Genomic DNA, 11,051 nt, shown 5'->3' on the forward strand with positions numbered 1-11,051 from the left:
GCACGCCGGCGGCTCCCCTCCTGGGGCGCCGCCGGCGGCCCCGTGACGGCCGGGCCCGGATTCCGGGCCCGGATTCCGGGCCCGGCCGTCCGGTCGTTCAGGACCGGCGCAGCGCGGCGTCGGCCACCGCGCCGATCCGGCCGGCCGCCTCCCGGCCGAGCATCTCCTCGTGGCCGCAGGCGACGTCGTACACCGTCAGCGCGCCGGTCAGGTGCGCGCGCCAGCGGTCGGCGAGCTCGGCGGCGGGGGCGCCCTGCACCTCGTCGGCAGCGGCGAACAGCAGCAGCGAGCCGTCGAACCGGCCGGGGGTGAACTCCCGGGCGATGTCCGTGTGGTGGCGCATCACCGCCATCAGCCGGCGCAGCTCCCCGTCGTCGATGCCCGCCCCGGTGGCGTGGTGGGCGAGGAAGGCCCCGCGGATCTCCTCGTCGGTCGGGTTGTGGTCGCCCGGCAGCACCGGGAAGACGTCCAACGCCGCCAGGAAGGCCACCCGCTCGCCCGCCGCCTGGAGCTGCACCGCCATCTCGTGCGCGACCAGCCCGCCGAAGGACCAGCCCAGCAGGTGGTACGGGCCGTGCGGCTGCACCCGGCGGATCCTCGCCAGGTACGTGGCCGCCAGCTCCCGTACGCCCTGCGGCCGTTCCCACTCCCCCTCGGGCGCGGCGACGCCGTCGGACTGCAGCGCGTACACCGGCCGGGCCGGGTCGAGGTGCGGGGCCAGCTCCGCGTACGGCAGGCCGAAGCCGACCCCGCCGTGCACACAGAACAGCGGCTCGGCGGTGCCGCCCGGCCGGATCGGCAGCACCGGCTCCAGCACCGTCGCGGGGAGCCGCTGCGAGGTGGCGGGCCGGGCGGCGGCGGCGAGGGCCGCCACCGTCTTGTGGGTGAAGACGTCGGCCAGCGAGAGCGTGAGCCCGGCCTTCGCGGCCCGGCTGACGATCTGCACCGAGCGCAGGCTGTCGCCGCCGAGGTCGAAGAAGTCCCCGTCGGCGCCGACCTGGTCGAGGCCGAGGATCTCGCCGAAGACCCCGGCGATGACCTCCTCGGCCGGCGTGCCCGGGCGCCGCACCGGGGTCTGCGCGGCGGCGGGCGCGGCACCGGGCGCCGGCAGGGCGCGGGTGTCGAGCTTGCCGTTCGCGGTCAGCGGCAGCGCGGACAGCGTCACCAGCGCCGCGGGCACCATGTGCGCGGGCAGCGACTCGGCGACGAACGCGCGCAGCACCGGCACGTCGACGGCGGCGACGCCGGGCAGCGGCACCACGTACCCGGTCAGCTGGGGCACGCCGGTGGGCGAGGGCGCGACCTGCACCGCGGCCTGCACGACCACCGGGTGGCGCACCAGCGCGGCCTCGATCTCGCCGAGCTCGATCCGGAAGCCGCGCAGCTTCACCTGGTGGTCCACCCGGCCGACGTAGTCGAGCGTGCCGTCGGCCCGCCAGCGGGCCAGGTCGCCGGTGCGGTACATCCGGGTGCCGGCCGGGCCGTACGGGTCGGCGACGAAGCGCTCGGCGGTGGTGACCGGGCGGCGCAGGTAGCCGTGCGCCAGGCCGGTGCCGGCGATGTACAGCTCGCCGGTGACGCCGACCGGCGCGGGCGCGAGGGCGTCGTCCAGGACGTACAGCCGGTGGTTGTCCAGCGGGCGGCCGATCGGCGGGCGGCCGCCGCCGGCGCGCAGCGGGTCGCTCCAGGTGGCGCAGACCGAGGCCTCGGTCGGGCCGTAGGCGTTGCGGAACTCGGTCAGCGGGGCGAACCGGTCGACCAGCGCGGCCGGGCAGGCCTCGCCGCCGACCAGCAGGTGCAGGCCCTCGGGCAGCACCACGTCCTCGGGCAGGCCGGCCACCACGGTGGGCGGCAGCACCACGTGGTTGACCTGGTGCTCGGCGAGCAGCGCGCCCAGCACCTCGCCGGAGACCCGGCTCTCGTCGGTGGCGACCACCAGGGTGCCGCCCGAGTACAGCGAGACGCCGAGCTCCCAGACGGTGGCGTCGAAGCTGAACGAGGCGAACTGGAGCACCCGGGTGTCCGGCCCCGCGCCCATCCGCGCCTGGTGGTTGGCGGCCAGGTTGGCCGCCCCCAGGTGCGGCACCGCGACGCCCTTGGGGCGGCCGGTGGAGCCCGAGGTGTAGATCACGTAGGCGACGTCCTGCGGGAGGAGCGGCCGGGTGCGGTCGGCGTCGACGGGGTTGCGGTCGGACCGGCCGGTCAGGTCGGACCGGGTGCGCAGGGAGTCCAGGACCAGCGGGACGACGCCCTCGGGCAGCCCCGGGATCCGGTCGGCGACCGCCTCGACGGTCAGCACCTGGGCGGGCGCCGCGTCGTCGAGCATGTAGGCGATCCGCTCGGCCGGGTACTGCGGGTCGACCGGCAGGTAGGCGGCGCCGGTCTTGAGCACCGCCAGCAGCGCGATCACCAGCGGCGCGGAGCGCGGCATCGCCAGCGCGACCACGTCGCCCGGCCCGACCCCGCGCTCCAGCAGCAGGTGGGCGAGCCGGTTGGCCCGCTCGTTGAGCGCCGCGTAGGACAGCCGCATCGTCGCCGGGCCGGCCGGCACGCCGTCCGGGCCGATCAGCGCGGGGTGGTCCGGGTCGGCGGCCGCCAGGCCCTCGAACAGGGCGGTCAGGGTGACCGGGGTGAACGGGGCGGTCGGGCCGGCCCACTCCTCCAGCAGGACGCGGCGCTCCTCGGCGGTGAGCAGGTCGAGGGCGCTGAGCGGCGCGTCGGGGGTGCGGGTGGCGGAGTCGAGCAGGGTGGCCAGGGCCCGGGCGAGGCGGGCCGCCGTCGCCCCGGTGAACAGGTCCTCGCGGTACTCCAGGCGGATGTCCAGACCGGCCGGGGCGCCGTCCGGACCGGTCCGCTCCAGCACCTGGAAGGACAGGTCGAACTTGGCCGTCGTGCTGCCGATCGGCAGCACCTCGGCGCTCAGGCCGGGCATCTCGGGCAGCGGGTCGGAACTGTTCTCGAAGGCCAGGATCACCTGGAAGAGCGGCTGCCGGCCCATCGAGCGGACCGGGTTGAGCTCCTCCACCAGGTGCTCGAAGGGCAGTTCGGCGTGCCCGTAGGCGGTCAGGTCGGTCTCCCGGACCCGCCCGAGCAGGGCGGTGAACGCCGGGTCGCCCGAGGTGTCGGTGCGCAGCACCACGGTGTTGACGAAGAAGCCGACCAGGTCGCGGACCGCGTCGTCGGTGCGCCCGGCCACCGGGCTGCCGAGCGGGATGTCGGTGCCCGCGCCCAGCCGGGTGAGCAGTGCGGCCAGGCCCGCCTGGACGGCCATGAACAGGCTGGCGCCGCCGCGCCGGGCGAGTTCGGCGAGCCGGGCGTGGGTCTCGGCGGGCACCGTGCACTCGACCTCGGCGCCGCGGTGCCCGGCGCGGGCCGGGCGGGGGAAGTCGGTGGGCAGGTCCAGCTCCTCCGGGATGCCCGCCAGCGCCTCGCGCCAGTGCGCGAGTTCGGCGCTGGCCAGGCTGTCCGGGTCGTCCTTGGAGCCGAGCAGTTCGCGCTGCCAGAGCGCGTGGTCGGCGTACTGCACCGGCAGCGGCGCCCAGCGCGGCCCGGCGCCGTCCAGCCGGGCCCGGTAGGCGTCGGAGAGGTCGCGGGCGAGCGGGCCGAGCGACCAGCCGTCGGCGGCGATGTGGTGCACCGTCAGGGCCAGCGCGTGGCTGTCCCGGCCGAGGGTGAACAGCCGGGCCCGCAGCGGCACCTGGGCGGACAGCTCGAAGGGGTGGACGGCCTCGGCGGCCAGCGCCGCCTCCAGCGCGCCCGGCGCCGCCCCGGAGAGGTCCACGACGACCAGCAGGGCGCCGGCCCGCTCCGCCTCCTCGGCGGAGAGCACCAGCTGCGACGGCAGCCCGTCGGCCTCGGCGAAGACGGTGCGCAGGCTCTCGTGCCGGGCCACCACGTCCCGGACGGCGGCGGCCAGCGCGGCGGCGTCCAGCGGGCCGGTGAGGCGGACCGCCAGCGGGATGTTGTAGCTGCCGGTGGGCCCGTCCATCTTGTCCAGGAACCAGAGCCGCTCCTGGGCGTGCGAGAGCGGCACCGAGGACGGCCGGTTCGGGACGGCGCGCAGCGCGGGGCGCCGGGGGGCCGGCTCCGCCGCCTCGGCGACCGCCGCCGCGTCCGGGTCGAGGGCGCGGGCCAGCGCCTCGGCCGTCCGGGCGTCGAACAGGGTCCGCACCGGGACGTCCACGCCGAGCGCGGCACGCAGCCGGTTGGCGACCCTGGTCGCGGACAGCGAGTGGCCGCCGAGTTCGAAGAAGTCGTCGTCGGCGCCGACCCGGTCGAGCCCGAGGGCCTCCGCGAAGACCGCGCAGAGCAGTTCCTCGCGCTCCCCCGCGGGCTCGCGTCCGGTGCCCGCCCGCTCGTCCGGCGGGGCGGGCAGGGCCTTGCGGTCGACCTTGCCGTTGGGGGTCAGCGGCAGGTCGTCCAGGGGAACGTACACGGCAGGGATCATGTGCGTGGGCAGCACCGATGACGCCCGCTCCCGCAAGCGGTCGCGGTCGATCCCTGCCGGTACGACATAGGCGACCAGGCGGGCGTCCCCCGCCCGGTCGGTGCGGGCCGTGACGACGGCCCGCGTCACTCCGGGCTGCGCCGCGAGCACGGACTCGATCTCGCCGAGCTCGATGCGGTAGCCACGGATCTTCACCTGGTGGTCGCTGCGCCCCGCGTACTCCAGGGCGGTGCCGGCGGCGTCCCAGCGGACGATGTCGCCGGTGCGGTACATCCGCGCGCCGCTCGGGCCGTACGGGTCGGCGACGAAGCGCTCGGCGCTCAGGCCGGGGCGGCCCAGGTAGCCGCGGGCCAGGCCGGTGCCGGCGAGGTAGAGGTCGCCGAAGGTGCCGTCGGGGACGGGGCGCAGCGCGCCGTCCAGGACGTACACCCGGGTGTTGGCGATCGGGCCGCCGATCGGCGGCGGCCCGGCCTCGGCGGCGGTCAGCGGCGCGGCGGTGGACCAGATGGTGGTCTCGGTCGGGCCGTACACGTTGGTCACGGACGCGCAGTGCGCGGTGAGGGTGCGGGCCAGCGGCTCGGGCAGCGCCTCGCCGCCGACCAGGGCGCGCAGGCCGGCCAGCCGGGGGGCGTGGTCGGCGGCGAGCGACTGCCAGAGGCTGGGGGTGGCCTGCAGCAGGGTGGCGTCCAGGCCGGTGACGGCGTCCGCCAGGGCGGCCGGGTCGCGGACCGTCTCGCGGTCGGCGACCAGCAGTTCGGCGCCGGCGGCGAGCGGGACGAACAGCTCCAGGTTGGCGATGTCGAAGCCGAAGGTGGTGACGGCGAGGAAGCGGTCCTCGGTGGTCACCTCGAAGCGGGCGACCATGTCCTCGACCAGGTTGACCAGCGCCCGGTGCGGCACCACGACGCCCTTGGGGCGGCCGGTGGAGCCCGAGGTGTAGATCACGTACGCGGGGTGGTCGGCGCGCGGGGCCGTGCCCGGTACGCGCTGCCCGGGCGCACCGGTCGCGGCGTCCGGGCCGTCCAGCACCCACAGCTCGCCGGTGCTCATCTCGCCTTCGGCGGCTACGGCGGCTTCGGCGGCGAGGAGTTCGCGCACCCGGCGGTGGGTGAGGGTGACCACCGGGGCGGCGTCGGCGAGCATGTAGCGCAGCCGGTCGGCCGGGTAGTCCGGGTCCAGCGGCAGGTAGGCCGCGCCGGACTTGAGGACGGCCAGGGCGGCCACCACCAGGTCGCAGGAGCGGTCCAGCGCGATCGCCACCACCTGCTCCGGGCCGGCCCCGGCGGCGTGCAGGGCGTGCGCCAGCGCGTCGGCGCGGGCGTGCAGTTCGCGGTAGGTCAGGCGCTCCTCGCCGCAGCGCACGGCGGGCGCGTCCGGGGTGCGGGCGGCCCGGGCGGCCAGCAGCGGGGCCAGCCAGTCGCCGGGCAGCGGCGCCCCGGTGGCGTTGCGGGCCTCGGTGATCTCGGCGCGCTCGGCCTCGTCCAGGACGTCCAGCCGGCCGCACGGCTCGTCGGGCCGGGCGACGGCGGCGGCCAGCAGCCGGGCGAAGCGCCGCCCGACCAGTTCGGCCTCGGCCCGGGTGACCAGCGCGGGCACGTGGTTGACGGCCAGGCCGAACGGGGTGCCGGGGAAGACCGTGAGGGTGACCGGGAAGTGGGTGGCGGAGCGGACGTCGGCGCCGGTCACCCGGGGGCCGGTGCCGGTAGCCAGCGGCAGGCCGCCCATCGGGTAGTTCTGGAACATCAGGGCGGTGTCGAAGAGTTCACCGCGCACGGCGGTGAGCTGCTGGACCTCCGCCAGGGTCAGGTGCTCGTGCGCCAGCAGCGCGGTCTGCGACCGCTGCACGTCGGCGAAGAGCTCGGCCGGGGTGCGGGCCGGGTCGACGTCCACCCGGACCGGGAGCGTGTTGGCGAACAGGCCCACCATCCGCTCGACGTCCGGGACCTCGGCCGGCCGGCCGGAGGTGACCGCGCCGAACAGCACGGTGTCCTGGCCGGTCAGCCGGGACAGCAGCAGCGCCCAGCAGCCCTGCACCACCGCGTTGACGGTCAGGCCGCGCGAGCGGGCGAAGCCGGTCAGCGCGGCGGAGACCTCGGGGGTCAGCTCCAGCGGGACGGCCTGCGGCAGCGCGGCCGCACCGGCGGCCCGGTCGCGGCCGGCCCGCACCAGCCGGGTCGGGTCGACGACCCCGGCCAGGGCGGCGGTCCAGGCCTGCCGGGCGGCCTCCTTGTCCTGCGCGCCCAGCCAGGCCAGGTGCGCCTGGTAGCGGGCCGCGCCGGCCTGCGGCTGCCTGGCGGGGGCGCCGCCGGCCTTCAGCTCCTCGGCGAGCGCGGCGAGTTCGCCGATCAGCGAGACCATCGACCAGCCGTCCACCAGGATGTGGTGGACGGTCCAGACCAGCCGGCAGCGCCCGCCCTCGGCGCGGGCCAGGGTGAGCCGCTGGAGCGGCGGGCGGGCGAGGTCGAAGCGGCGCAGCCGGTCCTCCTCGGCGAGCCGGTCGAACTCCGCCTCCGGCCCGGCCGCGCCGACCGCCACCGCGACCTCGCGCCACGGCAGTTCGACCGACGTGGGGATCACCTGGATCGCCTCGCCGTTCCTGCGGTGCCGGAAGCAGGCCTTCAGGTTGGGGTGCCGTTCCAGGAGCAGGCCCGCCGCGGTGCGCAGCGCGGCGGCATCGGCGTCGGTCAGCTCGTCCAGGTCGAGGACCAGCTGAATGGTGTAGACGTCCGTCCCCTCACGGTCGTACTCCGAGAGAAAGAGCAGTCCCTGTTGCAGCGGCGAGAGCGGAAGGACTTCACTGATGGCGGACGGCCGATTCAAACCGGGCTCCTCGTGGAAGGCCTGCAAGTGCGGAATAACAAACGCTTTCCGATGGCGCTGACGAGCAACTGACCGGCAACTGACGGACGGCTGACGCGCGCCTCCGGGCGGGTCCGAAACCCTGGTCGCCGACCCCGTCAGCAGTCCGTCAGCCCCTCGTCAGCGCCCGGCGGGAGGCTTGCCGCCGAGGCTAATTCGTTACCGAAGGCCAGGAGTCTCCAGTGCCGGTCATTTCCGCGTCGCACGAATTCGAGGTCAGCGACCTCTTCGTGAATCTGCAGCCGTTCTTCGGGCACCGTCTCTTCCTGAAAGTCGAAGGGTTCAACTTCGCCGGGTCCATCAAGCTGAAAGCGGCCCGGGAAATGGTCGCGCAGGCCGAGGCGGCGGGCGTCCTCGGCCCCGGCTCGACCCTGGTGGAATCCTCGTCCGGGAACATGGGCGTCGCCCTGAGCGTGCTCGCCGCCAGCCGCGGCTACAAGTTCATCTGCGTCACCGACTCTCGTTGCAACGAGGTCACCCGCCGCACCATGGAGTCGTACGGCGCCGAGGTGCACCTGATCACCGAGCCGCACGAGACCGAGGGCTTCCTCGGTGCGCGGATCCGCCACGTCAAGGCGCTGCTCGCCGCCGACGAGAAGCGGGTCTGGCTCAACCAGTACCTGAGCCCGGGCAACTGGATGGCGCACTACCGGACCACCGCGCCGGCCATCGCCCGCCAGTTCCCGGACCTGAACGTGCTGTTCATCGGCGCGGGCACGACCGGGACGCTGATGGGCTGCGCCCGGTACTTCCGCGAGCGGCGGCCCTCGGTGCGGGTCGTCCCGGTCGACAGCGTCGGCTCGGTCACCTTCGGCGCCCCGCCGGCCACCCGGCACATCCCGGGCCTGGGCACCAGCGTGCGGCCCGCGCTGCTGGACGAGTCGCTGGTGGAGCGGGCGGTCCACGTCGAGGAGACCGACACCGTCCGGACCTGCCGCGAACTGATGCGCGGCGGCTTCCTGTTCGGCGGCTCCACCGGGACGGCCGTCAGCGGCGCGCTGCGCTGGCTGAACGAGCACTACGGCGACGGCGCGGGCGGCGTGCGCGAGCGGGTGACCGCCGTGACCATCTCGCCGGACCTGGGCGAGCGCTACATGGACACCGTCTACCACGACGAGTGGGTGCGCGGTTCGGTCGGCCCGGAGGGCCTGCTGCCCGGGGTCGAGCACCGGGGCCTCGGGGCGGGCGTCGCCGCCGGGCTCCAGACGGTGTCCGGCTGACCGGACCGGCGGGGTCGGGGCCTGCGGAGCCGGGGCCTGCGGGGTCAGAGGGTCGAGAGTTTTCAAGGCGGGGCTGAGGCTGAGGATGACGGAGAGCAAAGCAGTGACGACAAACCGGAACGCTGTCCTTCCGCTCACCGCGGCACAGGCCGAGATCTGGTTCGACGAGCAGTTCGCCGCCGGGCCGCTGGCCTACAACATGGCGGACTACATCGATCTGCGCGGACCGCTCGACGCCGAGTTGCTCGGACGGGCGCTGCAACGCCTCGGCCACGAGGCCGAGGGACTGCGGGTGCAGTTCGTCGAGGAGGACGGCGCCCCCGGCCAGATCATCCGCCCGCTCGCCCAGCTCCCGCTCAAGACGCTGGACTTCAGCGGCGAGGCGGAGCCGTCGGAGGCCGCCGAGCGGTGGATGCGGGCCGACCACGCCGACCCGATGAAGGTCACCGACTTCCCGCTGTTCCGCGGCGCGCTGATCAGGCTGGCCCCGGAGCACCACCTGCTCTACCTGTGCATGCACCACATCCTCGCGGACGGCTTCAGCCGCTCGCTGCTCTACCCCAAGCTGTCCAGCGCCTACACCCGGCTGGCCGCCGGCGAGGGCCCGGCCGAGCTGGACGCCGACGCCATGCCGGCCTTCCACCGGCTGCTGGACGCCGAGCGCAAGTACCTCGACTCGTCGATGGTCGAGAAGGACCGCGCCTACTGGACGGACCGCCTCACCTCCGACCGGCACGGCGCGGTGCCCGAGCTGGTCTCGCTCTCCGAGCAGGAGCCGGCCCCCGGCCGGGTCGCGCTGCGCGAGACCGCCCGGCTCTCCCCCGCGACCACGGCCGCGCTGCACGCCCTCGCCCAGGACGGCAAGGTCACCATGCCGGTCCTGATGGTCGCCGCGATGGCCGCCTACACCCAGCGCGTCACCGGGGTCCCGGCGCCGCTGCTCACCCTGCCGGTCACCGGCCGGGTCGGCGCGGTCAGCCGCGAGATCCCCGGCATGCTCGCCAACTACCTGCCGCTGGCCGTCCGGGTGCGTCCGGAGATGACCCGCACCGAACTGCTGCGCGCGGCCTGGGTCGAGGTCGCCGGCACGCTGAAGCACCAGCGCTACCGCGGGGACAGGGTCCGCCGCGACATCGGCCTGCGGATCGACGACCAGCGCGCCTTCGGCCCGTTCATCAACGTGCTCAACCAGGACCCCGAGCTGGCCTTCGGCGACTGCCGCGGGGTCGTGGTCAACCTGTCCACCGGCATCGTCAAGGACCTGATCATGACGGTCCTGAACGCGGACGACGGCACCGTCGAGATCCACCTCGACGGCAACCCCGAGCTGTACGAGCCGGCCGAACTCGCCACCCACCTCGCCCGGTTCGAGACCTTCCTCGGCGCCCTCGCCACCATGCCCGCGGACCGTCCGCTCGGCCAGGTGGGCCTGGGCGCGACCGGCGAACCGCTCGGGCTGCTCGGCGCCTGGGATCCGGCCACCGCCGCCGACCAGGGCCTGGTCGAGCGGGTCCGCACCGTCGCGGCCAGTACGCCCGACGCGGTGGCCGTGGCCGACGGCGCCGAGCGGATCGACTACCGCGAACTGGTCGCCCGCGCGGCGGGCCTGGCCGCCCGGCTGACCGCCTCCGGGGTCGGCACCGGTTCGGTGGTCGCGATGTTCGCCGAGCCCGGCGTCCCCTTCGTCACCGGCGTGCTGGCCGTCCAGGCCGCCGGCGGTGCCTACCTGCCGCTCGACCCGGCCGCCCCGGCCGCCCGCAACACCGGGCTGCTGGAGGACGGCGGCGCCCGCCACCTGCTGGTCGGCGCCGGGTACGAGGCGCAGGCCGCCGAGCTCACCGCCGGGGCGGCCACCGCCCTGCCGCTGACCGACCCGTCCGACTCCAGCAGCGGCGCCGAACTCACCTCTGTCGGAGGCGAGTTGGACCTGGCGTACGTGATGTTCACCTCCGGCTCCACCGGCAAGCCCAAGGGCGCGATGGTCCAGCGCTCCGGCATGATGAACCACCTCTGGGCCAAGGTCGGCGACCTCGACCTGGCCGCCGGGGAAGGCGTCGTCCAGAACGCGCCGCTCACCTTCGACGTCTCCGTCTGGCAGATGCTCGCCCCGCTCATCGTCGGCGGCACCGTCCGGGTCTCCGGCACCGACATGGCCGCCGACCCGGCCGCCCTGTTCGCCATGACCCGGGACGAGAAGATCGCCGTCCTGGAGGTCGTCCCCTCCCTGCTGCGCGCCGCCCTGGACGCCTGGGACCTCGACGGCACCGCCCCCGAACTCCCCCACCTGCGCTGGCTGATGGTCACCGGCGAGGCCCTTCCGGCAGACCTGTGCCGACGGTGGCACGCCCGCCACCCGCACATCCCGATGATGAACGCCTACGGCCCGACCGAGTGCAGCGACGACGTCACCCACGCCGTCATCCGCACCGGCGACACCCTCACCGCCCGCGTCCCCATCGGCACCGCGGTGCGCAACACCCGCCTCTACGTCCTCAGCGACGAACTCCAGCCCGTCCCCGTCGGCG

At 75.3% G+C, this 11,051-nt stretch carries 3 protein-coding genes; 2 read left to right on the forward strand and 1 reads right to left on the reverse strand.

Annotation, left to right across the window (positions count from 1 at the left end; genetic code table 11):
• Nucleotides 1–97 precede the first annotated feature (97 nt).
• The gene (locus tag AC07AL_RS35985) at nucleotides 98–7,267 is read right to left on the reverse strand and encodes an amino acid adenylation domain-containing protein (protein WP_478319422.1); all 7,170 of its coding nucleotides are present in this window, start codon (nucleotides 7,265–7,267) and stop codon (nucleotides 98–100) included.
• Between the two features lie 221 nt (nucleotides 7,268–7,488).
• On the opposite strand from AC07AL_RS35985, the gene sbnA reads away from it, so the two are divergent.
• Both sbnA and AC07AL_RS35995 read left to right on the forward strand, forming a co-directional pair.
• Nucleotides 7,489–8,526 (forward strand): 2,3-diaminopropionate biosynthesis protein SbnA, encoded by a 1,038-nt coding sequence (sbnA, locus tag AC07AL_RS35990; protein ID WP_063348730.1) that lies wholly within the window; start codon nucleotides 7,489–7,491, stop codon nucleotides 8,524–8,526.
• A gap of 103 nt (nucleotides 8,527–8,629) precedes the next feature.
• Nucleotides 8,630–11,051 (forward strand): AMP-binding protein (locus AC07AL_RS35995; protein ID WP_478319423.1); only part of this gene is annotated, 2,422 nt, incomplete at its 3' end.

It is taken from the genome of Kitasatospora sp. NPDC043949, assembly GCF_056435365.1.